The sequence below is a fragment of the uncultured Aureimonas sp. genome, assembly GCF_913775355.1.
Lineage (GTDB): Bacteria > Pseudomonadota > Alphaproteobacteria > Rhizobiales > Rhizobiaceae > Aureimonas.
This window is the reverse complement of the sequence record NZ_CAJYIU010000296.1, coordinates 1-22,576: the sequence shown is the minus strand read 5'-3', so window position 1 is coordinate 22,576 and position 22,576 is coordinate 1. Positions and strand designations below refer to the sequence as shown.

Genomic DNA, 22,576 nt, shown 5'->3' with positions numbered 1-22,576 from the left:
GCGTGCGCCCTCCCCCTTGCCCGGATCCTCGACCGCGAGCCCCTCGAGAGGATGGTTCCCATGCGTTCCAACAAGGTCGGCTGGCTGCTCCTCGCCCCGACGATCATCATCCTGGCGACCTTCGGCATCGTGCCGTTCATCTACGTGCTCTACGTCGCGTTCCACCAATGGAACCCGTTCGGCGCCAGCCCGGACATGATCTTCAACGGCGCCAACAACTTCCGCCGCCTCGTCTTCGACAAGGCGTTCCTCACGGCCATCTGGTACACGCTGAAGTTCGCCTTCTTCGCGGTCGCCTCCGAAGTCATCATCGGCTACCTCCTCGCCCAGCTCTTCATGAAGGAGTTTCCCGGGCGCGGCTTCTTCCGCACGATCCACACCCTGCCGCTGATCGTCGCCCCGATCGTCGTCGGCTCGGTCTGGCGCCTCCTCACGACGCCTTCGATCGGTATCATCCCCTATTATCTCAACGCCTGGTTCGGCTACGAGCTGAACATCGGGCGCGACGCCGGCGCCGCCTTCGTCCTCACCGTCATCATGGACATCTGGCACTGGACGCCGCTCGTCACGCTGACGCTGCTCGCCGCCCTCGTGTCGCTCCCCAAGGAGCCCTTCGAGCAGGCGCAGATCGACGGCGCCAGCCGCTGGCAGGTGTTCTGGCACATCACCCTGCCGATGATCCGCCCGGCGATCCTCGCCACCGTCTTCATCCGCCTGATGGACGCGCTGCGCACCGTCGACGAGGTGTGGATGCTCACCGGCGGCGGCCCGGGCGCGGCCACCCGCTACATCGGCCTCCACATCTGGAAGGTCGTGTTCCCGAAGACCGACTACGGCTACGGCTCGGCGATCTCGGTGATCGTCCTCTACCTCACGCTCGTGATGTGCTGGATCCTCTACGTCGCTCTGGTCGCCCCCCGCACCCGCAAGAAGAGGACGTTCTGATGCGCCAGTCGCGCCCCTTCGTCTCGATCCTCCTGTGGATCGCGCTCTCCTTCCTCACCCTCTTTCCGATCTACTGGCTGTTCGTGATCTCGGTGAAGCCGGCGGTGGACCTCTTCACGACGCCGAGCGTCCTCCTCGACACCGTGTTCTGGGACAACTACGCCAACGTCCTCGGCAACGAGACGCTGCGCCGCTACATGATCAACTCGATCATCATCTCGAGCGGCAACGCGGTCCTCTGCACCACGCTCGCCTTCATGGCCTGCTACGCGCTGTCGCGATACGATCTCGGCGGCAAGGAGAACATCTTCTTCTGGACGATCACCAACCGCATGGCGCCGGCGGCGGTCTTCCTCCTCCCCTTCTTCCTCCTGTTCACGCAGGTCTTCGCGATCGGCGACTTCAAGCTCTACGACACGCGGATCGGCATGATCCTCCTCTACTGCACCTTCAACCTGCCGTTCGCGATCTGGACGCTCCGGCCCACGATCGACGGGCTGCCGAAGGAGCTCGACGAGGCGGCGACCGTCGACGGCGCCTCGACCTGGCAAGTGATCCGCGAGGTGATCTTCCCGCTGGCGCGTCCGGGACTCGCCGTCACGCTGATCCTCACCTGGGTCTTCGCCTGGAACGAGTTCCTCCTGGCCGCCACGCTGACGAGCTTCAACGCCCGCACCATCACCACGGGCCTGTCGGAATACGTCACCACCACCGGCACCGAATGGGGCACGATGGCCTCGATCGCCATCATCACTCTCATTCCCGCCCTCGTCGTCTTCGCCGTCGTGCAGCGCCACATCGTGGCCGGCCTCACCTTCGGCGCGGTGAAGGAGTAATCCAATGGACAAGACCGTCGACCTCGACGCCGCCGACGAGGAAGCCAGCGCCAAGCCGCCCGCGCCGCGCCACGGCTTCCTGCCGATCACCACCAACTGGTTCGACCGGCTCTTCATCGGGATCTACCTCTTCGTCGCGCTGGAGCTTCTCTGGATGCGCTTCCTGGAGCAGGCGATCCCGCTCACCGTCTGCCACATCGTGGCGATCGCGCTCGGCGCGCTGATCGTCTGGAAGGGCTGAGCGGGCTCCTCGCCCGGCTCGCCCGACACGCCCCTCACTTCCCAAGGTTCCCCATGGCACAGGTCACCATCCAGAACGTCGTCAAGCGCTACGGCCAGGTGCAGGTCATGCACGGCGTCGACGTCGATGTCGGCGACGGGCAGTTCGTGGTGCTGGTCGGCCCGTCCGGCTGCGGCAAGTCCACGCTGCTCCGCATGATCGCCGGGCTGGAGCCGATCTCGGGCGGCACGATCTCGATCGGCGGGCGCGTCGTCAACGACGTCGCCCCGAAAGACCGCGACATCGCCATGGTATTCCAGTCCTACGCTCTCTACCCCCACAAGACGGTCGCCGAGAACATGGGCTTCGCGCTCAAGATCAAGGGCGCGCCGAAATCCGAGATCGAGCAGAAGGTGAGGAAGGCCGCCTCGATCCTCGATCTGGAAAAGTATCTCGACCGCTACCCGAAGGAGCTGTCCGGCGGCCAGCGCCAGCGCGTCGCCATGGGCCGGGCCATCGTGCGCGATCCGCAGGTGTTCCTCTTCGACGAGCCGCTCTCCAACCTCGACGCCAAGCTGCGCGTCGCCATGCGCGTCGAGATCAAGGAACTCCACCAGCGGCTGAAGACGACGATCGTCTACGTCACGCACGACCAGATCGAGGCGATGACCATGGCCGACAAGATCGTCGTCATGCGCGACGGGCGCGTCGAGCAGATCGGCGCCCCGCTGGACCTCTACGACAACCCGGTCAACACGTTCGTCGCCGGCTTCATCGGCTCGCCAGCCATGAACTTCGTCCACGGGCGGATCGAGGCGGGACCGAACGGCTCGGTCTTCGCCGCCGACGGCGGCGCCCGCCTGCCGCTCGGGGAAAGACATGTCGAGCCCGGCCGCACCGTCACCTACGGCATCCGCCCCGAGCACATCGACATCGGACCGGGCGGCGTCCCCGCGCGCGTCTCGGTGCTGGAGCCGACCGGCTCGGAAACGCAGGTCTTCGCCAAGGTCGGCAAGGATTCGCTCGATGCCGTGGTCAAGGACCGGATCGGCGCGCAGCCGGGCGAGGAGGTCTCCTTCGTGATCGACACGCGCCGCGTCCACCTCTTCGACCGCGAGACGGGGCGCCGGCTGTGAGCGCCGACTTTTCCGGCAAGCGCGTCGTCGTCACCGGCGCCGGCAAGGGCATCGGGCGCGCCACCGCGCTGATGCTGGCAAGGCGCGGCGCCCATGTGATCGCGCTGACCCGCTCGGGCGCCGACCTCGAAACCCTGAAGGCCGAGACGTCCTGCGAGACCGTCGTCGTCGACCTCGCCGATCCGCAAGCGACGCGCGCGGCGGCAAGGCAGGCGCTGCCCGCCGATCTTCTCGTCAACTGCGCCGGCACGACCGAGCTCGAATCCTTCCTCGACGTCTCCGTCGAGAACTTCGACCTCCTCTACGCCGTCAACACGCGCGCACCAATGATCATCGCGCAGGAATACGCCCGCGAGCGGGTGGCGGCGGGCCGGCCCGGTGCGATCGTCAACGTGTCGAGCTGCGCCTCGTTCGTCGGCATTCCCGATCACGCCGCCTACTGCGCCTCCAAGGCCGGGCTCGACGGGCTGACCCGCGTCATGGCGAAGGAGCTCGGGCCGATGGGCATCCGCGTCAACGGCCTCCATCCCACCGTCACGCTGACGCCGATGGCGGTGAAGGCCTGGAGCGACCCGGACAAGGCCGCCACCATGCTCTCGCGCATCCCGCTCGGTCGCTTTGCCGAGCCGGACGACATCGCCGAGGTGATCCTGTTCCTCCTGTCGGACGCCGCCGCCATGGTCCACGGCCTGTCGATGCCGGTGGACGGCGGGTTCATGATCGCCTGACGTGATGACGGGCGAGGCTGCCGCACGTTCTGCGCCCCGGCGCTGCCTCGTCTTCGACCTCGGCGGCGGCTCCGGCCGGGCGATCCTCGCCGACCTCGACGGCGCAACGATCGAGCTCACCGAGATCCACCGCTTCGCCGGCTACGAGACCAGTCTTCCCGACGGGCCGGCCTGGGATCTTGGCGTCCTGTTCGAAGGGGTTGAGGCCGGCCTTGCCGCGGCCGCGCGCGCCGGCGGCGTCGAGACGGTCGGGGTGGACAGCTGGGGCGTCGACTTCGCCCTCCTCGCGGAGGACGGCGTGCCGGTGGACCAGCCGCGCACCCATCGCCATGAGCGCGGCGCCAGAGGGATGGCGGCACTTCGGGCCGAGCATGCGATGATCGCGAGGACCACCGGCGCGCAGATCCTGCCCTTCGTTACCCTCTTCCACCTGCAGGACTGGACGGCGAATCACCCGGCCGAGGCGGCGCGTGCCCGTCATGTCCTGATGATCGCCGACCTCGTCGCCCATCACCTGTCGGGGCGGGCGGCCTGCGAGGCGACGCTGGCGCGCACCTCCGGCCTCGTCGATCTCGCGACGGGAACCTGGGCGCCCGAACTCCTGGCGCTTGCGGGCCTCGAGGCGAAGCCCTTCGGCGCGATCGTGCCGGCCGGAACGGTGCTCGGAGCCTTGCGCGACGACCTCGCGTGTCTCGGGCTCGGCTCCGTGCCGGTGGTCGTCGTCGCCGCGCACGATACGGCGAGCGCCGCGCTGGCGCTGGCCTGCGAGGACGACGAGGCCTTCCTGATCGCGGGCTCCTGGAACCTCCTCGGGGTGGAGGTGGCGGACGGCGGGTTGCCGGCGGGCGCGCGCGAGGCCGGCTTCGGGCTGGAGGGCGGCGTCGAAGAACGGGCCATTCTCGTGCGCAGCCTGCAGGGGCTGCATCTCCTGCGCCGGCTGCGCGCCGCTTGGGAACGGCGCACCGGCGAGGATATCCCCTTCGAAGCCTGGGGCCGCCTGGCACTCGCGGAGCCTCCCGCACTCGTAGTGCCCGATCTCTCCGACCCCGCCTTCATGGACCCCGCCGACCTTCTGGAGACGCTCGGCACCGTGTGCCCGGCGCTGCGCCGGGACGCGCCCGGCCCGGTCGCCCGCGCGCTCTACGAGGGTCTGGCGCGGGACGTCGCCGCCGGTCTCATGGCGATCGAGCGCCTGCGCGGCCACCCCGTCCGGCGCCTCCGGCTCGGCGGCGGCGGCGCGCGGGACGAAGCGCTCTGCGCGCTTGTCGCGCGACGCACCGGCCGCCCGGTTCTCGCCGGCCCGGTGGAGGCGAGCGCCATCGGCAACGCCCTCGTCCAGTTCGCGGCGCTCGGCGCCTTTCCTTCCATCACCGCCGGCCGGACCGCCCTGCGCGCCGTCATGTCGCTCCGTTGGTTCGAAGCCGCTCAAGAGGACCATCCCGCATGAGCCAAGACATAGACGCCCTGAAACGGATGATGTGCGATATCGGCCGACGCGCCTGGGACAAGGGCATGGGCGCGGCCAACGACGGCAACATCACCGTCCTCCTCGACGACGGCACGTTCCTGTGCACGCCGACCAACACGTCCAAGGGCTTCATGACGCCCGACATGATCTGCCGGATAGACCGCACGGGCGCGCCCGTCGTGGAGAGCCGCTGGAAGCCCTCGTCCGAGACGCGCATGCATCTGTGCGTCTACGAGGCGCGGCCGGACGTGCGCTCGGTGGTACACGCCCACCCGCTTTACGCCACGGTGCACGCGATTTGCGGCAAGCCGCTGACGCAGCAGATCATGCCGGAATCCACGATGTTCCTCGGCGAGGTGCCGCTGACGCCCTACGGACTGCCCTCGACGGACGAGCTGTCGGACGCGATCCGCCCCTATCTCGCCCGCCACGACGCGCTGCTCCTCCAGAACCACGGCGCGCTCACCTGCGGCCACGACCTCCAGTCCGCCTGGTTCAAGATGGAAGCGCTCGACTACTACGCCAAGGTCGTCTTCCTCGCCTCGCAGTACGGCGGCGCGCACGAGTTCGACCAACACGAGGTCGACCAGCTGATCGCGCTGAAGAACCAGCGCTTCCCGGCCCCCGGCCGCCATCCCTTCATCGATCGCTGAGGAGATAGACATGTTCCAGGAGAAGTTCCGGCTGGACGGCCGCACGGCCGTCGTCACCGGCGGCGGGCGCGGCATCGGCCTGTCGATCGCGGAAGCCTTGGCCGAGTTCGGCGCGCGCATCGTCATCGCCGACATCGACCGCGAGGTGGCCGATCGGGGCCTCGCCGCCCTGCGGGCCAAGGGCTTCGAGGCGGAAGCGCATGTCCTCGACGTGACGAAACCGCAGGACGTCGAGGCCTTCGCCGAGACGATCGTCGCCGCGCACGGGCGCGTCCATATCCTCGTCGCCAACGCCGGCATCGCGATGTCCGGCGTCGCGGCGGAAGACACCGAGGACGAGCGCTGGCTGAAGGTCAACGACGTCAACTACAACGGCGTCTTCTGGTGCAACCGCGCCTTCGGCCGGCACATGCTGAAGGCCGGCGGCGGGTCGATCGTCAACATCGGCTCGATGTCGGGCTACATCTCTAACCGGCCGCAGAAGCAGACCTACTACAACGCCTCCAAGGCCGCCGTGCACCAGATGACGTCCTCGCTGGCCGCCGAATGGGGCGACCGGGGCGTGCGCGTCAACGCGGTGGCGCCAACCTACATCGAGACGGAGATGACGAGCTACCGCGAGGACAACGACGGCATGATCGACGTCTGGCTGCGCGACACGCCCATGCACCGCATGGGCCAGCCGCACGAGATCGCCTCCGTCGTCCACTTCCTCGCGTCCGACGCCTCCAGCCTGATGACCGGCACGACGGTACTGGCCGACGCCGGCTTCACCTGCTGGTAGGGCTCCACTGCCCCATCGCTGAACCGACTTTTCGGGCCGGTTCATGCGGTGCCGGAACAAGCGCTCGATCACTGAGCGGGCTGTCGCCGCGCGGCGCTGCTACCCCTTGGCGATGATCTCCAGCGTCCCGTCCGGGGCTTGCGAGACCGCGAGCGCGTCGTAGCCGGACACGCTCGGATGGGGCGTCTCGAGCCGGTGGCTGTGGGTGGCGTCGATGACGAGCACGGCCGCGCCCGCCACCTCGCCCGCCCGGATCCCGGCGGGAGCGTCCTCGAACACGAGGCACGCCTCGATGGGCACGCCGAGCTTCCTCGCGCCGAGCAGGAAGCAGTCGGGCGCCGGCTTGCCGTTCGAGACGTCCTCGCCGGTCACCATCAGCGGCGGAACGGGCAGGCCGGCGATGGCGAGCCGCTTCTCGGCGAGCGCGCGCGGCGCCGAGGTGACGATCGTCCAGCGCTCCGCCGGCAGCGACTTCAAGAAGATCGCGGCGCCCGCGATCTCCACGATCCCCTCGACGTCGTCGATCTCGGCCTGCACCAGCCCGGCGATCTCCGCCTCCAGCACCGCCTCCGGAATGCCGACGCGGCGCATCGTCTCGATCGCCCGCATGCCGTGGATCGTCGGCAGGAAGCTGTCGACGTCGAGCCCCTGGCGGCGGGCCCAGGCCCCCCACACCCGTTCGGCCGCCACGATCGAATTCAGGATCGTGCCGTCCATATCAAACAGGAAGGCGCCGAAGCGACGGCCGGGGAAAGGGTGCTGCGCCATGGAAACCGGAACCGGAGGGACGATACCCCTCCTTGCCGCAAAGGACGCCGTGCCACAAGCATCCCCCGTCCGGCGGGGGCGATGTCGAGGCCTCGAGGCGGGCCGGGCGGGCGCCGGGCGAGGGTCAGGCGCTGCCGAAGGCCGGGCACCGGGGGGCCGCGACTCAGACGCGCCGGCAGCCCCCCGCACGAGGCTCCGTCAGGACCTCTTCGACGGCCTGAAGAAGGCCTTGGGGCCGGGGGACGGCGAGGGATTGGGGCCGCCGGCCGGGAGCCGAGCGGAGCCCGTGCAGCGCTGCGGTGATCATCGGCGACGACGCCGGGTTGGTCGAAGACCCGGCAGACCGCCCCCCATGAGGTTTCGTCAGGACCTCTTAATGTCGCCACGGATATGCTCGCGTTCCGCAAGCCCGCCGGCATGCGGCACGGAACCTTCGACGATGATCCGCAATCTTCAATACCTGCGCGGGATCGCCGCCCTGATGGTCGTGGTCTTCCACGTCACCTGCGGCGCGGGGCGGCTCGGCGAGGGCGTCCATCTCTCCTGCTTTTCCCTCGGCTTCGTCGGCGTCGACCTGTTCTTCGTCCTGTCCGGCTTCATCATCTGCGTGACGACGCGGGACGCGGCCAGCGCCCGGCCGCTCGACTTCCTTGCGCGACGCTTCCTGCGCGTCGCCCCGCCCTACTGGCTTCTCACGGCGCTCGTCGCCAACGTCGCCGTGCTGATGCCGGGCCTGTCGGGCGCGACGGTCTTCGTGCCGTGGCACACGTTCGCCTCCTTCGCCTTCTGGCCGACCCTCCATCCCGTCATCGGCCTCTACAACCCGTTGCTCCTCGTCGGCTGGACGCTGAACTACGAGATGGCCTTCTATGCGCTCTTCGCCATCGCCCTCTGCCTGCCGGCGCGGGGGCAGGTGCCGGCCGCCTGCGGCGCGCTGGCGCTGCTGGCGCTGGCGGGCCTCGCGCTCCGGCCCGGCGGGGCGGCCGGCTTCTACACCGATCCGGTGATCCTCGAGTTCGCGCTCGGCCTCGGGATCGGCACGCTCCACGGCACGGGCCTTCGCCTGCCGCGCGCGGCGTGCCTCGCCCTCGTCGCGGCCGGCGCCCTCCTGATGCTCGGCGCGGTGCAGGCGAACCGCCTGCCGACCGCGGGCGTCCCCGCCGCCCTCGTCGTTGCCGGCGCGGTCTTTGCCGAACGTGCAGCCGGCCCGTGGCACATCCCGTTCCTGCAGCGCCTCGGCGACGCCTCCTATTCGATCTACCTCGTCCACCTGCCGATCGCCCCCCTCGCGCAGATCGCCTGGCGGCGGCTGGGGCTCGGCGCGGAGGGGGTCATGAGCCTTCTCTACAGCGCCGCGGCGGTGCTCGTGTGCCTGGCCGCCGGGCTCGCGTTCCATCGCCTCGTCGAAGCCCCGCTCGGCCGGCTCCTGCGTCCCACTTTCCAGCGGCGCGCCGCCGGCGTGCGGTCCGTCGCCGCGCAGCCCGTTACCTGAGCGGCCAGCAGCCGGAACTTCTCAGCCCCGGCGCGAGTTGGGCTCCTGATTTCTCGATGGAGCAGGATATGATCGCGCGCCCCGTACAATACCGGCCAGAGGTCGAGTTCGTCGATCCGGGCGAGAGCGAGACCGTCGAGGGCCTGAAGGACACGTTCGACACGATCCTGGAGCGCACGGCCGAGGACTACGGCCACGCCGTGCGCTCGGTGCACGCGAAGTCGCACGGCATCCTGGAGGGCGAGCTGCGGATCGACGAAGGTCTGCCGCCCGAGCTGGCGCAGGGTCTCTTCGCCAAGGCCGGCACCCACAAGGTGTTCCTGCGCATGTCGACCAATGCGGGCGACATTCTGCCCGACGCGATCAGCCTGCCGCGCGGCCTTGCGATCAAGGTGCTGGACGTTCCCGGCGAGCGGCTGCCGGGCTCGGAAGGCACGGCGCAGGACTTCGTCATGGTCAACGCGCCGGTGTTCCAGGCGAAGAGCGCCAAGGAGTTCCTCGGCAGCCTCAAGCTCCTCGCCGCCACGACCGACCGGATCGAGGGCACCAAGAAGGTCGCTTCGAAGGTGCTGCGCGGCGTGCGCACGGCGCTGGAGACGGTCGGCATCGAGAGCCCGACCGTCAACACGCTCGGCGGCGCGCCGAACGTCGAGCCGCTCGGAGAGACCTACTATTCCACGACGCCGTTCCGCTACGGCGAGCATATCGCCAAGTTCAGCCTGAAGCCCGTGGCTCCCGCGATGACGGCGCTGACCGGCCACGAGATCGAGGTCAAGGGCCGCGAGAATGCGGTGCGTGAGGAGGTGCGGCGCGAGATGGCTGGCATCGACGCCGAGTGGGAATTCCGCGTCCAGCTCTGCCGCGACCTCGACCGGCAGCCGGTCGAGGATGCGACCGTCGCCTGGGACGAGACCGAGGCCCCCTTCCAGCGCGTCGGCACCATCCGCGCCAGGGCGCAGGACAGCTGGGACGACGCCCGCGTGCAGACGGTCAACGAGGAGATGCGCTTCTCCGTCTGGACCGGCATCGCGGACCATCAGCCGCTCGGCAACATCAACCGCGCCCGCCGCGAGCCCTACCGCCATTCGGCCGACTTCCGCGCCCGGTTCAACGGCTGCCCGTATCACGAGCCGTCGTGACCGATATCTGAGCGAAAGGGCCGCGGCGTCGAACCGGCGTGGCCCTCGTGCGTTGCGTCAGACTGCAAGGAGACTTCGATCGATGACGCTTCGCCCGACCCTGACCGCCGCCGCCCTTCTCGCCGTCCTCGGCCTTGCCGCCTGCAAGGACAACGGCACGGTGGAAACGCAGCCGGGCGCCGGCTCAGCGGCGACGCAGACCCTGACGCAGAGCCAGCAATCCTCCGCCTCGGACGGCAGCGGCGGCGACGCGCACGCCGGCCACTGACGCGCTGAAGCCATGACCGCGCCGGACCACGATCCTCGCGTCCTCGCCGAACGCCTCGACGGCTGGCCGGACGGGCATTGCGAGGGCTCGTTCGAGGGGCGGCGTTTCGGCGTGACGCTGCACCGGTCCGGCGACGGTCGCCGGATCTGGCTCTACGGCGAGGAGCGGGGCGGCGGCGGCATCGTCAGCGCCAACCTCTACCGTCTGGCGGACGGCGAGGCGCTCCTGCGCCCCTGCGAGATGCCGGCCGAGGTCGTTGCTCGCTTCGTCCTCGGCTTCCGGCCGGAAACGCCGTCGTAACTCTTCGTTAACCCCATCCGCCGAGGCTAATCCGTTCCCGCAACGGACCGGAGACGCCTCATGCGCCGTTCATCCCCCTCGCCCCGCCTTGGCATCGCCGTCGGCATGCTGGCCCTCGCCCTTCCCCTGATCGTGGTCGCCGCCGTCGCCTGACGACGGCTGAACGGAGGGGATGGGCGGACGGCGCGGGGCCCTTCTGGAAAGGAGCCTGTCCCATGAGCCAACGTCCCCATGTCGTCTGCCACATGACGTCCTCGATCGACGGCCGTCTGCACCCGAGCCGCTACACGCAGAGCCCTGACGGCGCGGTGAAGGACTGGAGCAGCGCCTACGAGGCGATCCACGAGACGCTGAAGGGCGACGCCTGGCTCGTCGGCCGCACCACGATGGCCGAAATGGCCAAGGGCGAGCCGCATCGGCCGGAGACCTTCGACCAGCCGGTGCGCCCGATCCACCGCGCGCCGCGCGCGGACGAGCGCCCACTGGCGATCGCGCCGGACACGACGGGCAAGCTGCACTTCCGCGGCTCCGACGTCGGCGGCGACCCGGTGGTCGTGCTTCTCGGCAACGGCGTGTCCGACGCCCATCTCGCCGAGCTCGTTGGCGATGGCGTCAGCTACATCGTCTCGGATGGGCCGGAGGTCGATCTCGAACGGGCGCTGGAGGTCCTCGCAAACGAGTTCGGCGTCCGGCGCCTTCTCGTCGAGGGCGGCGCCGCGATCAACGGCTCGTTCTTCGCCGCCGGGCTCGTCGACGAGTTCAGCGTCGTGCTGGCGCCCGCGCTCGACGGCGGCACCGAGGTCGAGGGCATCGTCGCCTTCGGCCAGGAGGGACTGAAGGGCAAGGCCCAGTTGTCGCTCCAGTCGGCGGAAACGATCGAGGGCGGCGCGGTGCATCTGCGCTACCGCGTGGTGCTGGGCTGACGGCGGTCGAGGGGCCGCGACGCTGCCGGCAAGGCGCTTCAATCCACCGGAATGGTCGAATTTGTCGCGCCGAGCCGGATTTTTAGGCAGCCGATCCTTTTCGTGCTGCAACGCGAAACGCTAGGGTCCTCCCATCGGATCGCATCCCGTGCGGTCCGCACCATTCCCCAGCCGGAGACACGCCGATGCGTCGCCCCTCGTCCTTCCTGTCCGCCCTGTCGCGCCGCACCGTCCTCGGCCTGATGTCCGGCGCGATGCTCGCCGCCACGGCCGCTGGCGCCGCGGCCGAGACGGTGAAGGTCGGCATCATGTCGGGCGAGGACGAGGCGGTCTGGCAGGTCGTCACGCAGGAGGCGGCGAAGGCCGGGCTCACCGTCGAGACCGTCGCCTTCTCCGACTACGTCCAGCCGAACGAGGCGCTGGCGAACGGCGAGCTCCAGGCCAACGCCTTCCAGCACCAGCCCTATCTCGACGCGCAGGTGCAGCAGCACGGCTACGACATCGTGCCGGTCGGCTACACGCTGGTCCAGCCGATCGGCCTCTACTCGCGCAAGCATAAAAGCGTTGCGGAAATCCCGGAAGGCGGCTCGATCGGCATCCCGAACGATCCGTCGAACGCCGGCCGCGCGCTGAACCTTCTCGCCGCGCAGGGTCTTCTCAAGCTCCGCGACGGGGCCGGCATCCTCGCCACCGCGATCGACGTCGAGGAGAACCCGAAGAACCTCGAGATCCGCGAGCTCGACGCCGGCATCGTCGGCCGCTCGATCGACGATCTCGACGCGGGCGTCGTCAACACCGACTGGGCGCTGAAGAGCGGCATCGACCCGGCCCGGGAGCGGATCGCGCAGGAGCCGCTGGAGAACAACCCCTATCGCAACTTCATCGCCGTGCGCGCCGCCGACAAGGACGCGCCCTGGGTGAAGACGCTGGTCGCGGCCTACCAGACCGACGCGGTGAAGGCCGCGCTGGCGGAAGCCTACAAGGGCACGACGCTGCCCGCCTGGTAAGCGTCCTCCGCCCCTCCCACCCGTTCCGCCCAGAGGGCCCGCCTTCATCGAAGGCGGGCCCGGATGCGTTTTCATCCGGCCGGCAGGGCTTTCCTTCCGCGTCGGCCTTCGGCATGTCCCACCCATGACCTCTCCCGCCCCCATCCTCAGCCTTGCCGGCGTATCCAAGCGCTTCGGCGATCATGCTGCCCTTTCCGACATCGACCTCACGGTCGGCTCGGGCGAAATCCTCGGCATCATCGGCCGCAGCGGCGCCGGCAAGTCGACCCTGATCCGTTGCATCAACGGGCTGGAGCGCCCCGACGCCGGCACGGTCGCGATCGAGGGACGCGAGATCCAGGCCCTCCGGGAAAGCGCGCTGAAGCCCGTGCGCCGGCGGATCGGCATGGTGTTCCAGCACTTCAACCTTCTGGCCAACCGCACGGCGGCCGAGAACGTCGAACTGCCGCTCATCATCGCGGGCATGGCGCGGGGCGCGCGGCAGGCCCGCGTGCGCGACCTCCTCCAGCTCGTCGGCCTCGAAGGCCGCGAGGACCGCTATCCCGCGCAGCTCTCGGGTGGCCAGAAGCAGCGCGTCGGCATCGCCCGTGCGCTCGCGCCCGAGCCGGCGCTGCTCCTCTCCGACGAGGCGACCTCGGCGCTCGACCCGGAAACCACCGAGCAGATTCTGTCGCTTCTCGCCGACATCAACCGTCGCCTCGGCCTCACCATCCTCCTCATCACCCACGAGATGGACGTCGTGCGCCGCATCGCGGGCCGCGTCGTGGTGCTGGAGAACGGCCGGATCGCCGAAGCCGGCGAGACGTGGCGCGTCTTCGCCGACCCGCAGGCGGCCGTCACGAAGAGCCTTCTCGGGCATGACGCCGCGGCGCTGCCGCCGGGCCTCGTGCTGGCGCCGGGCGGCTCGGGCGAGGCATTGATCCGCATCGACCTCGGCGGGCCCGGTGCCGGCGCCCCGCTCCTGTCGGACCTCGGCGCCCGGTTCGGCGCCTCGGCCCGCATCCTGTCGGGCGGTGTCGAGCCGGTCGGCGGCGTTCCGGTCGGTCGCCTCTTCGTCGGCGTGACGCCGGCCCGGCCGGACGATCTCGAACCGATCCTCACCCATCTCGCCTCGTCCACCATCCGCACGGAGCTTCTCGGCCATGTCGTCCGCGCTGACTGACCTTCTGATCCGCGCGACGTGGGAGACGATCCTGATGACGCTGGCGTCCGGCCTCGTCTCGCTCCTCGTCGGCCTGCCGATCGGCCTCCTTCTCACCGTGACCGCCAAGGGCGGTATCCTCGAGGAGCCCTGGACGAACCGCATCCTCGGCGGCTTCGTCAACGCCTTCCGCTCGGTGCCCTTCATCATCCTCCTCGTCGCGCTGATCCCGCTGACGCGCCTCATCGTCGGCACCTCGATCGGCACCTATGCCGCGATCGTGCCGCTCTCGATCGCCGCAATCCCCTATTACGCGCGGATCGCCGAGGTGAGCCTTCGCGAGGTCGACCCGAACCTCGTCGAGACCGCGCGCGCCATGGGCGCCGGGCGCTGGACGATCGTGCGCCACGTCCTCCTGTCGGAGGCGATGCCCGGCCTCGTCGCGGGCTTCATCGTCACGCTGATCACGCTGGTCGGCGCGACGGCGGTGGCCGGCGCGATCGGCGCCGGCGGGCTCGGCGACCTTGCCATCCGCTACGGCTACCAGCGCTTCCAGACCGAGGTCATGGTGGCCGTGGTCGCGGTTCTCGTCGTGCTCGTCTGCCTCATGCAGTGGGCGGGCGACCGGGTCGTCGCCCGGCTCGATCACCGGCGCTGACGGGTCAGGAGAAGAGGCGCTCCGCCGCGCCCGTGCCGGACGCCTCGATCTCCGCCGGCGAGGGTGCGCGCAGGAGGCGGATCGCATCGTCCCGCCAGTCGATCAGCCCGGCGTCGCGGAACTGGCCGAGCCAGTAGTCCATGCACCAGCGCCCATGCTGCGTGCGGAAGAGCTCGGCATTGCGCAGGATGTGGTCGAAGTGGTGGAGCGGGGGCACCCGCACGGGATGGTGCTGGTGATAGCAGCGCGCCCCCGCCGTCCAGAAGAACGGCAGGCCGGCGGCCGCCACGCGCACGGCAAAGTCCGTCTCCTCGCCGCCATAGCCGACGAAACGCTCGTCCATGCCGCCGACGGCGTGCCAGCGTGCGGCCGGCAGCGCGAAGGAGAGACCCCAGAGCTCGCCCGCATCCGGCTCGCGGCGCAGGCCCTCATTGGGCACGGCGGGCTTTGCGGGATGGACGCGGCCGAGCGCGTCGAGCCGCGCGAAGTCGAGCCCGGCCTCCGCGGCGCCCGCCGGAAGATACAGGACCTCGCCGAGAAACAGGCCGTCCTGCCCCTCGGCCGCCTCGCAATAGGCCTCGACCACGGTCGGCGAGGGGATGCAGTCGACGTCGAGGAAGACGAGGAGTTCAGACCGCGCGGCATCTGCTGCCCGGTTGCGCGCCTCGGCGAGCGGCATTGGCTCGCCCGGCACCATGACATGGCGCACGGGGCAGCCGGGATCGGGCAGGTCCTCGAAGGTGGTGTCCTGCATCCAGGCGATCACGAGTTCCGCCGGGCGGCACGTCTGGCCGGCGAGCCCCTCCATCAGGCGGGCGAGATGATCCCGCCGGCCGCGCACCAGCGTCAGGACGCTGGCTTGCATGCGGCCCTCGCCTTGTCGCGGAAGTGGAGGACGCCCTCGATCACGCCGCGCGCATGGGTGTTGCGCGCGACATAGGAGTGGCGGAGCGCCGGCATGGCCGCGAGCCCGTCAGAGAAGTTGCCGACGATGATCGCCTGCGGAATGGTGCGCAGCATCTCGATGTCGTTGCCGGAATCCCCGGCGACGAACACGGCGTCCTGCGACAGGCCGAGGCGGGCGCGCACGAAGTCGACCGCCGTGCCCTTGGAGGCGCGGATCGGCAGGATGTCGAGATAGCGCCCGTGGCTGTGGATCACCGAGCACTTCAGCCCGGCCCGCTCCAGCGCCGCGCGCACCCGCCCGACAATGCCGGGCTGGCCCTCGGTGAAGTAGCTGAGCTTGTGGGCGCGCTGCTCGAGCGGCGCCTGCGGCAGGAGACCCGGCACTCTGGCCAGCGCCCGGCGCGCCTCGTCCCGGTCCCAGGCGCGCGAGACGATGGCGCGCCACTCGGCGTCCTGCGTATAGGTGGTGCCGTTCGGATCGAGGTGATGGATCTCCGAACCGACCGAGGAGATCACGACCTGCGGGCGCGGCGCGTCCTGCTGTTCGAGGATGGCGAGCGCCGAATGGAACGAGCGGCCGGTCGCGACGCCGAAGGCGAGCCCCGGCTGGCGCTCGCGCCAGGCGCCGAAGGTGCGCACGCCGTCCGCGCAGCCGACGAGCGTGTTGTCGATATCGCAGATGAGAAGCTGCTCGGGCCGCGCCGCGGCGTCGCTCCGCGTCGTGAGCGAGCCGAGAAGCGCGTGGTAGCGCGTGGCGTGGCGCGTCCAGTCATAGGCCGCCGAGACCTTGTCGCCCGCGGCCGCAAAGCGCGCGTAGGTTGATTCATCCGACAGGATCGACAGCGCGGCCTCGGCGATCGCCGCGTCGAGGCGCGGGTTCACCAGGATGCCGTTGCCGCACATCTCGACGATGTCGTTGGGTCCGCCGGAATCGGTCGCGACGAGCGGCAGGCCGGCGGCAGACGCCTCGAGCAGCGTCAGGCCGAAGGGCTCGTTCAGCGCCGGGTTGACGAAGAGGCCGCCACGGACCCTCGCATGCGCGTAGATCGCCGGCACGTCCTCGGGCCGGTGGTGCTTTGGATAGGCGACGCGCCCGTAGAGGTCGTATCGATCGATCAGCGCGAGAAGCTCGGCTACGGTCTCGGCCATGTCGCCGTCGAGCGTCGCATAGTCCTCGCGCGCACCGGCGAACAGGACGAGATTGGCGCGCTCCTGCAGCGCCGGGCTTTCGCCGAAGGCCCGCACCAGGGCGGCGAGGTTCTTCTTGGCGACCGGCCGGGCGAGCGCCAGGATCACCGGCTTGTCCGGCTCGCACAGGAAGCGGGCGATCGAGGCGTCGACGCGCGCGCAGGTCGGCGCGCCGGCAAAGCGCTGGAGGTCGCTGCCCGGCGCGAGGATGCGGATGCGGCCGGGCTCGTAGGCCTCGTAGCCCATCCACTGCACCTCGGCCTCGTCGCGCGAGGAGGCGATGACGAGCGAAGCGTCGGCGAGCGCCGCGTTCTCGGCGGCGATGCGCCGGTCGAGCGCCGCGTCGGCGCCGGGCCGGAGGCCCAGCGTCTCGCGCTTCACGCGCCCCAGCGAGTGGGCGGTGAAGACGAAGGGGATGCCGAGCCGCGCCTCGACGATCGCGGCGACGCTCGCCGCGTCGGCATAGTGGGCGTGGAGGACGTCGGGGCGCCGCTCCCCGGCCTCGATGAAGGCGACCAGCGCGTCGGCGAAGCTGCCGACCTCGGTGTGGAGCGCTTCCTTTTCGAGATAGGCGGGGTCCTCGGTCCAGAAGCGGACGATCTCGGTCTTCTCGTCGATCCGCTCGAACCCTTGCGCGTAGTCGGCCCCGAGACGCGTGTCCTCGAAGCGGCGCGTGGCGATCACGGTGCGGGTGACGTCGGGGTCGGCCACGGAGGCCGCCACGAGGTCCAGGAGGTAGCGGATGTGGCCGCCGGTGTCGGCCGTCAGCCCGTATTCCACGTCCTTTGCGCGCAGGCACCCTTGAAGTGCGACATGAAGAATGAACATGGCTCTCTCCAACCCTTGACGCAAAACCACTCGAACAGATCAGAGCAACGGCTCATGCAGGCAAATTCAACGGCGAAGCCCGGTCGAAATATCCGGGTCGCCCAAGTTGCTCCGACAATATTTCCGGTGCCACCCAAAGATCACGGCGGGACGGAGAGAGTCATCCATGACCTCTCCATTGCGCTGCAGGACCTCGGAGTCGAGGTAACGCTATTGGCCCCGGCGGACAGTGCGACGGATGTACCAAGGGTCGGAATCTGGCCGAGTTTGTTTAGCTTGGAAGCGAAATACGGGACTGTGCCGCCTTCCATCCCCGCCGTTCTGGAAGCGGCGCGGATGGAGGACCTGCGCACCCGCCTCGACGCCTTCGACATCGTGCACTGCCACGGCGAGTTCTTCCACGCGGCGCTCCTTGGCGAGCGTCGGCGGCACAGCCTCACCACCATCCACTGGCGGGTGGACGAGCTCGACCGGGAGATCTTCTTCCGGACCTTCCCGGACCTTCCCGTCGCCGCGATCTCGGGCGCGCAAGGAGCGATGCTCCCGGCCGCCAACCGGGCCGGTGTCGTCCATCACGGCATCGCCGAGGACCGCTACGCGCTTTCGGACGGTGCGGGCGGAAATCGCGCCTTCGTCGGCGGGAGGACCGACCAGAAGCGGCCCGACCGGGCGATCCGGATCGCCGACGCGGCGGGCCGCCCGATCCGCCTCGCCGGCACGGTGGATGTGGGCAACCCCACCTATTTCGAGCGCGAGGTGCGCCCCCTCCTGTCGGACACGGCGACCTATGTCGGCCCGCTCGGCGACGCGGCGAAGGGCGGGATGCTCGGCGGCGCCGAGGCGCTGCTCTTTCCGATCGACTGGCCGGAGCCCTTCGGCCTCGTGATGATCGAGGCCATGGCCTGCGGCACGCCGGTGGTCGCCTGGGACCGGGGCTCGGTGCGCGAGATCGTCGACGAGGGCGTCACGGGCTTCGTGGTGTCGAGCGAGGCGGAAGCCGTCGAGGCCGTCGAGAAGGCCAGAACGCTCGACCGCGCGGGCGTGCGCCGTCGCTTCGAGGAGCGCTTCACCGCCCGCCGCATGGCCGCCGACTATCTCGCCCTCTACCGCAAGCTGCTGGACCGCTGATGCGCACCGCCCTGATCGCCTGGGACTATCCGCCGGCCCCAAGCGGCCTGTCGACCGCCGCGCGCGAGATCGCCGAAAGCCTCGTCGCATCCGGCGCCGACGTGACCGTCCTGACGCTCGACCGGCGCGGCGTGTCGGAGGCGGGCGGCGTGCGGATCGTCGGCGCCGAGCCCGTCCAAGGCGGCGGCATCGCGCGGCTGCGCCTCTTCGGCGCGGTCGGGCATCTCGCCGCGCCGCTCGCCGTGCGCCGTGCGATCCTCGCCGAGCACGCCCGACGACCCTTCGACGTCGTCGAGGCGACCAACTGGTATGCGCCCGCCTGCCTTCTCGCCCGCCGCCCGCCCATGGCGCTCGTCACGCGCAACTCGACGCCGGCCGCCTTCTCGCGCGAGCCGGCGGACAATCTTCGCGACCGGCTCGATGGCTGGGCGGCCGACCGCCTGGAGGCGCGGCAGGCGAGCGGGAGCCACGGGCTCATCTCCAACACCGCCGATCACGGGCGGCGCATCGCAGCCGAATACGGGCTGATCGAGGGCGACCGACCGCATGCCGTGATCGGCCTCAGCCTCGCGCCGGCCATGCTGGCCCGCGCGCGGGCGGCGGGCTATCCCGGAGCCGCCGACGGCGAGCCGATCCGCCTTCTCTTCGTCGGCCGGCCCGAGCACCGCAAGGGGTTCGACGCGATCCTCGAGGCGGTGGAGATCCTCGGCCGCGAGGCAGACGCGGGCGCCCTGCCCTCGTTCCAGGTCCGGCTGGCCGGCGTCGACGGGTCAGCGCTCGACGGTGTGGCCGCAGGGCCGCGCACGCGCCTCGTGCCGCTCGGCCGCCTGCATGAGGACGATCTCGCGCGCGAATACGAGGCGGCGCACGCGGTCCTCGCCCCGTCGCGCTACGAGAGCTTCGGCCTCGTCTACCAGGAGGGCATGGCCTACGGCCGGCCGATGGTGGCCTCGATGGAGGATGCCAGCGCCCGCGAGTTCGTGGGCGCGACGGGGGCCGGCGCCATGGCGTGCAAGACGACGGGGCCCGCGCTCGCCGAAGCGCTGCGCCCGGTGATCGCCGATCCCCGGATGCGCGAGACCCTGCGCCAGCACGCGCTGACGGCGGCCGGCCGCTTCACCCGCGAGACGCTGGGGCGGGAGACGCTGGCGCTCTACGAGGAGGCGATCGCGCGCTTTCAGTCGCGAAAGGGCTGAAGCAGCGCGTCCTCTTCCTCGAGCCGCCCCGCGCCGGGCGCCATCGCCTCGTAGGCGCGCGAGCGGGTTTTGACCCGCGCGTGGGGCAGATGGTGATCGATCGCCCCGTGCAGCGCGACGAGGCTGCGCTGCCACGGGCGGTCCGGCCGCTCGTGGACACGGCCGGCATAGCGGACCTCACGCCGGTTGAGCCGGTACTGCGTGTCGGGAAAGAGGTCGGCGAGGCGGCCGTCGACGAGGTTGCGCCGGGGCAGGCCGATCGACACGGCATCGCCCGCCTCGGCCAGCCTTGCGAGCGCGGGAAGAAGCGCTGCCGTGGTAGGCGCCAGCGTCTCGTCGGCGTCGAGCTGCAGCATCCAGGGGGCGGGCGAGAGATCCTGCAGCGCGTTGCGCTGGGCGGCGAAATCGCCCGCCATCGGGCGGCGCGCGACGAGGATGCCGGGCTCCGGCGTGCGTGCCGGCCCCTCGCCGTCGGCAAGGATCACGACCGGCGACCCCGCCGCCCGGTGCGGGCGGAGCATCTCCAGCGCCGCCTCCCATTCCCCGGCGCGGCACATCAACCCGATCGCGATGGGGTCGGCGCAGTCTTCGTCGAGATCGCAGAGGTCGGCCTCGGCCGCCAGGTCGGCATGCGGATGGGCCAGCGCCCCGCGCTGCGCGGTATCCGCCGGCGTTGCGGCGCGGTGCCAGCGCGTGGCGGCGGTGCGCAGCGTAAAGATGTCGAGGCCGTACGGGGCGTCCCGGTCGAGCCGGAGCCGTTCGGCAGCCATCGCCTCCCCGAGATGCCCGAGCGCTTCTTCCCCCTCCGCCCGATCGGTCAGCACACCGCAGAAGCCGCAGGCGAGCGCGAAACGCCGCGTGGCGCCGTCCGGCCAGCGCAGATGCCGGTCGCTCGGCGCAAGCGCCCGGCCGCCGCACAGGAAGCAGCGCGGCGCGGCTGCGCTCACGCGGCGAGCGAGGTGGCGAGCGGATGGAGGCGGAGGAGCCCGCCCGCGGCCATCGCCTCGAACCATCGCCGCTCGCGCGCCCAGTCATGCCCGTCCCAGCCCGCAAAGCCGAAGCCGTAGACGTCGATCTCCACCATGCCGCCATAGCGGCGCAGGAGATGGAGCGAAACGAGGAAGCCGGTGCTGGGCGGCGGCGGCGCGCCGCCGGGCGTGTGGATCAGCGCCGCCGCCTCGCGGTGAACGGTGGCGGGCAAGAGGGTGATCGGCCGGCCGAGCGGGCCGAGCCGCGCCTTTGCCTCGTCGGTCCAGTCGCGACCGTCCTCGTTCTCCGGGCGAACCGAGGCCGGCTTGCGGGGAAAGGGAAACAGGAAGGTCTCGGCGGCCCGCACCGCGGGACGATCGAGAAATCTCGGATCCTCCAGCCACTCGCGCATCTGCCCGCCGTGGTTGACGAGGGCGAGATGGGTCACGCGGCGCCCCGCGCAAGCCCTGAAGCCGGCGGCGTTGTTGAAGCGCACGACCCAGTCGGCGGCGTCGATCGCCGCGCCGCAGTCGCCGAGTTCCGGCGCGTTGCCGACGATCGCGATGCGACGGGGAGTTCGGCGCAGGGGCGAAGGCCCGCCACGCGGTGTGTCCGACATCAGCCCGTCCTCGTTTCCGTCCGCCCTTGGCTACATGCCCTCGCGCGGCCCGCCGGGAAGGGCCCGGCTGCGTCACTTTGAGCGGACCACGATGACAAATGCGAAGGGGGCCATAGATTTGTCTCCCTCGCATTCGGCCGAACGGGGGTTCGGCGCGGGAGACCCGAGGGGAACGCTCAACCGTGCCGAAGCCGATCACCTTCTTCGTCCATCATCAGGGTCGCGGCCACGCCAACCGCACCATGGCGCTGGTGTCCGAGTTCTCGCGCGACCGGCCGGTCTCGGTGATGACGGCGGGACCGCACCTCTTCGACGGCTTCCGGCGCGACATCGAGATCGTGCCGCTGCCCAACATGATCGGCGCCGCGGTGCCGACGCCGCGCCTCTACGCCGAGCCGACGCCGCAGGTGATGCACTGCGTGCCGCTCGGCCTTGCCGAGATGCGGCGCACGATGCGCACCATCCTCGACCATCTCGACGAGCGCGAGGTCGGGCTCTTCGTGGTGGACGTCTCGTCCGAGATCGCGCTCCTGTCGCGCATCGCGAGCGTGCCCGCCGTCCAGATCCGGATGCATGGCGACCGCTCCGACATCGGCCACATCGGCTCCTACGAGGCCTCGGTCGGCATGCTCGCGCCCTTCGACGAGCGGCTGGAGCAGGATGACTATCCCGCGCATCTGCGCGCCAAGACCTTCTATTCCGGGGGCCTTTGCACCACGCTCGACGCGGTGCCGGAGAAGGCCGAGGCGCGCCGCCGCCTGGGGCTCGACCCGACCCGAGAGATCATCGTGACGGTGACCGGCGGCGGCGGCAGCGGCACCCCTTACGCACCCCTGACCGTTGCGGCCCGCGCCGTGCCCGACGCGCTCTGGCTGACGCTCGGGCCGACCCATCGCGAGGGCCACGAGACGGATTTCGCCAACCTCACCGAACTCGGCTGGGTGCCGGGCGTGACCGATTATCTCGCGGCCGCCGACATCGTGATCGCGTCGGCGGGCGACAACACGATCCACGAGGTCGCGCGCGTCGGCGCCCGGCTCATCGTCATGCCGGAATGGCGCTATTTCGGCGAGCAGACGCGGAAAGCCGAGGCGCTGGTGAGGCTCGGCGCGGCGGTGACGGCTCCGATCTGGCCAGGCGATCTCGCCGGCTGGCAGGCGCTTCTGGCCGAGGCCCGCGCGCTGGATGGCGAGGCGATCCGCACACTCCACGAGCCGGACGCCGCCCGGCGCGCCGCCGGCTGGCTGGAAGGGCTGACGGACGAGCTCTGGGAGGG

At 70.5% G+C, this 22,576-nt stretch carries 24 protein-coding genes; 19 read left to right on the top strand and 5 right to left on the bottom strand.

From position 1 onward, the window contains the following. Window positions 1-60 precede the first annotated feature (60 nt). From QZ753_RS18150 to QZ753_RS18115, 8 genes are read left to right on the top strand one after another with little or no spacing between them, the layout of a single operon-like run. Window positions 61-945 (top strand): carbohydrate ABC transporter permease, encoded by an 885-nt coding sequence (locus tag QZ753_RS18150; protein ID WP_294645686.1) that lies wholly within the window; start codon window positions 61-63, stop codon window positions 943-945. After that, entirely contained in the window at window positions 945-1,781 is an 837-nt protein-coding gene (locus tag QZ753_RS18145; RefSeq protein WP_294645685.1) for a carbohydrate ABC transporter permease, read from the top strand. Before QZ753_RS18150 ends, QZ753_RS18145 begins: the two co-directional genes overlap by 1 nt. A gap of 4 nt (window positions 1,782-1,785) precedes the next feature. Beyond that, complete coding sequence (locus tag QZ753_RS18140; protein WP_294645684.1) at window positions 1,786-2,022, top strand: DUF2160 family membrane protein; 237 nt, start codon at window positions 1,786-1,788, stop codon at window positions 2,020-2,022. Between the two features lie 53 nt (window positions 2,023-2,075). Next, window positions 2,076-3,137: an ABC transporter ATP-binding protein gene (locus QZ753_RS18135; protein WP_294645683.1), complete on the top strand. Its 1,062-nt coding sequence runs from the start codon at window positions 2,076-2,078 to the stop codon at window positions 3,135-3,137. Further along, a complete protein-coding gene (locus QZ753_RS18130) occupies window positions 3,134-3,865 on the top strand; it encodes an SDR family oxidoreductase (protein ID WP_294645682.1) in 732 nt (243 codons plus the stop codon). The genes QZ753_RS18135 and QZ753_RS18130 overlap by 4 nt, the downstream gene beginning before the upstream one ends. Before the next feature lie 4 nt (window positions 3,866-3,869). After that, window positions 3,870-5,312: an FGGY family carbohydrate kinase gene (locus tag QZ753_RS18125; RefSeq protein WP_294645681.1), complete on the top strand. Its 1,443-nt coding sequence runs from the start codon at window positions 3,870-3,872 to the stop codon at window positions 5,310-5,312. Then, the gene (locus QZ753_RS18120) at window positions 5,309-5,986 is read left to right on the top strand and encodes a class II aldolase/adducin family protein (RefSeq protein WP_294645680.1); all 678 of its coding nucleotides are present in this window, start codon (window positions 5,309-5,311) and stop codon (window positions 5,984-5,986) included. The genes QZ753_RS18125 and QZ753_RS18120 overlap by 4 nt, the downstream gene beginning before the upstream one ends. Window positions 5,987-5,996: 10 nt before the next feature. After that, entirely contained in the window at window positions 5,997-6,770 is a 774-nt protein-coding gene (locus tag QZ753_RS18115; protein WP_294645679.1) for an SDR family NAD(P)-dependent oxidoreductase, read from the top strand. A 99-nt stretch (window positions 6,771-6,869) separates the two neighbouring features. Here QZ753_RS18115 and QZ753_RS18110 read toward each other — a convergent pair whose 3' ends face one another. Continuing rightward, on the bottom strand, window positions 6,870-7,538 hold the full coding sequence (locus QZ753_RS18110) for an HAD family hydrolase (protein WP_294645678.1): 669 nt from the start codon (window positions 7,536-7,538) through the stop codon (window positions 6,870-6,872). A 439-nt stretch (window positions 7,539-7,977) separates the two neighbouring features. On the opposite strand from QZ753_RS18110, the gene QZ753_RS18105 reads away from it, so the two are divergent. From QZ753_RS18105 to QZ753_RS18070, 8 genes are all read left to right on the top strand, one after another. Then, the gene (locus QZ753_RS18105) at window positions 7,978-9,030 is read left to right on the top strand and encodes an acyltransferase (RefSeq protein WP_294645677.1); all 1,053 of its coding nucleotides are present in this window, start codon (window positions 7,978-7,980) and stop codon (window positions 9,028-9,030) included. A 68-nt stretch (window positions 9,031-9,098) separates the two neighbouring features. Further along, window positions 9,099-10,169 carry a catalase family protein gene (locus QZ753_RS18100; protein ID WP_294645676.1) on the top strand — a complete coding sequence of 357 codons (1,071 nt, stop codon included), beginning with the start codon at window positions 9,099-9,101 and terminating at the stop codon, window positions 10,167-10,169. Between the two features lie 82 nt (window positions 10,170-10,251). After that, on the top strand, window positions 10,252-10,437 hold the full coding sequence (locus tag QZ753_RS18095) for a hypothetical protein (RefSeq protein WP_294645675.1): 186 nt from the start codon (window positions 10,252-10,254) through the stop codon (window positions 10,435-10,437). A gap of 12 nt (window positions 10,438-10,449) precedes the next feature. Beyond that, window positions 10,450-10,737 carry a hypothetical protein gene (locus QZ753_RS18090; protein ID WP_294645674.1) on the top strand — a complete coding sequence of 96 codons (288 nt, stop codon included), beginning with the start codon at window positions 10,450-10,452 and terminating at the stop codon, window positions 10,735-10,737. Between the two features lie 215 nt (window positions 10,738-10,952). Continuing rightward, entirely contained in the window at window positions 10,953-11,660 is a 708-nt protein-coding gene (locus tag QZ753_RS18085) for a RibD family protein (RefSeq protein ID WP_294645673.1), read from the top strand. Between the two features lie 185 nt (window positions 11,661-11,845). Further along, window positions 11,846-12,667, top strand: coding sequence for a MetQ/NlpA family ABC transporter substrate-binding protein (locus QZ753_RS18080; RefSeq protein WP_294645671.1), 822 nt, complete (start codon window positions 11,846-11,848; stop codon window positions 12,665-12,667). A 124-nt stretch (window positions 12,668-12,791) separates the two neighbouring features. Further along, the gene (locus QZ753_RS18075) at window positions 12,792-13,829 is read left to right on the top strand and encodes a methionine ABC transporter ATP-binding protein (protein WP_294645668.1); all 1,038 of its coding nucleotides are present in this window, start codon (window positions 12,792-12,794) and stop codon (window positions 13,827-13,829) included. Next, window positions 13,810-14,466, top strand: coding sequence for a methionine ABC transporter permease (locus QZ753_RS18070; protein ID WP_294645666.1), 657 nt, complete (start codon window positions 13,810-13,812; stop codon window positions 14,464-14,466). The genes QZ753_RS18075 and QZ753_RS18070 overlap by 20 nt, the downstream gene beginning before the upstream one ends. Window positions 14,467-14,470: 4 nt before the next feature. Here QZ753_RS18070 and QZ753_RS18065 read toward each other — a convergent pair whose 3' ends face one another. Together QZ753_RS18065 and QZ753_RS18060 are read right to left on the bottom strand one after the other, a co-directional pair. After that, on the bottom strand, window positions 14,471-15,331 hold the full coding sequence (locus tag QZ753_RS18065; RefSeq protein WP_294645665.1) for a glycosyltransferase family 2 protein: 861 nt from the start codon (window positions 15,329-15,331) through the stop codon (window positions 14,471-14,473). Then, window positions 15,313-17,388 carry an HAD-IIB family hydrolase gene (locus tag QZ753_RS18060; RefSeq protein WP_294645662.1) on the bottom strand — a complete coding sequence of 692 codons (2,076 nt, stop codon included), beginning with the start codon at window positions 17,386-17,388 and terminating at the stop codon, window positions 15,313-15,315. The genes QZ753_RS18065 and QZ753_RS18060 overlap by 19 nt, the downstream gene beginning before the upstream one ends. Between QZ753_RS18060 and QZ753_RS18055 the strand changes: the two genes are divergently transcribed. Then, window positions 17,374-18,516, top strand: a complete 1,143-nt coding sequence (locus tag QZ753_RS18055) for a glycosyltransferase family 4 protein (protein WP_367171526.1) — start codon at window positions 17,374-17,376, stop codon at window positions 18,514-18,516. The genes QZ753_RS18060 and QZ753_RS18055 overlap by 15 nt on opposite strands. Beyond that, the gene (locus QZ753_RS18050; protein ID WP_294645660.1) at window positions 18,516-19,712 is read left to right on the top strand and encodes a glycosyltransferase family 4 protein; all 1,197 of its coding nucleotides are present in this window, start codon (window positions 18,516-18,518) and stop codon (window positions 19,710-19,712) included. The genes QZ753_RS18055 and QZ753_RS18050 overlap by 1 nt, the downstream gene beginning before the upstream one ends. On the opposite strand, the gene QZ753_RS18045 is transcribed toward QZ753_RS18050, so the two are convergent. Continuing rightward, on the bottom strand, window positions 19,694-20,659 hold the full coding sequence (locus tag QZ753_RS18045) for a hypothetical protein (RefSeq protein WP_294645658.1): 966 nt from the start codon (window positions 20,657-20,659) through the stop codon (window positions 19,694-19,696). The genes QZ753_RS18050 and QZ753_RS18045 overlap by 19 nt on opposite strands. Further along, entirely contained in the window at window positions 20,656-21,300 is a 645-nt protein-coding gene (locus QZ753_RS18040; RefSeq protein ID WP_294645654.1) for a glycosyltransferase family 29 protein, read from the bottom strand. Before QZ753_RS18040 ends, QZ753_RS18045 begins: the two co-directional genes overlap by 4 nt. Window positions 21,301-21,482: 182 nt before the next feature. On the opposite strand from QZ753_RS18040, the gene QZ753_RS18035 reads away from it, so the two are divergent. Then, window positions 21,483-22,576, top strand: a 1,094-nt coding sequence (locus tag QZ753_RS18035; protein ID WP_294645652.1) for a glycosyltransferase, incomplete at its 3' end; no start/stop codon positions are given.